Annotated in this window: 1 protein-coding gene; it reads left to right on the top strand. The window is 42.8% G+C overall.

Annotated features, from left to right (window positions below; genetic code table 11):
• Positions 1–203: 203 nt before the first annotated feature.
• A partial coding sequence (gene tnpA / locus LB467_RS19520; RefSeq protein ID WP_394371829.1) for an IS66 family insertion sequence element accessory protein TnpA occupies positions 204–353 on the top strand: 150 nt, incomplete at its 3' end.

The following is a 353-nucleotide window of genomic DNA, read 5'->3' as shown; positions in this document are numbered from 1 at the left end:
TCCGTAGCGCTGCCATGCATGTCAATCACATGCAAAAAGCCCTTACGATGATGAATATACGTTTAAAAGAAGTTTTGAGCCAGGTGCACGGAGCAAGCGGTTTGAAGATCATCAGGGCTATTTTAGCGTATCCACCCCACCAACTGCATCTTGATTAGCTGACTTTCTACCGATAGCTTTGCTGCTCTAAAATAATATTTATCATGAGCAAACAGGAAGAAATGTTCACTTTAGTTAATGAATATCGCAATAGCGGCCTTTCGGCAAAAGCCTTTAGCAAAGAAAAAGGGATCAGTCCTTCCACCTTTTGTTACTGGATCCGCAAGAAGAAAGATGAAGATCAACCCGGGGGA

Source organism: Salegentibacter tibetensis (genome assembly GCF_020164485.1).
GTDB classification, from domain to species: domain Bacteria; phylum Bacteroidota; class Bacteroidia; order Flavobacteriales; family Flavobacteriaceae; genus Salegentibacter; species Salegentibacter tibetensis.
Note: the sequence above shows the minus strand (reverse complement) of the source record. Positions and strands in the feature narration are given on the sequence as shown.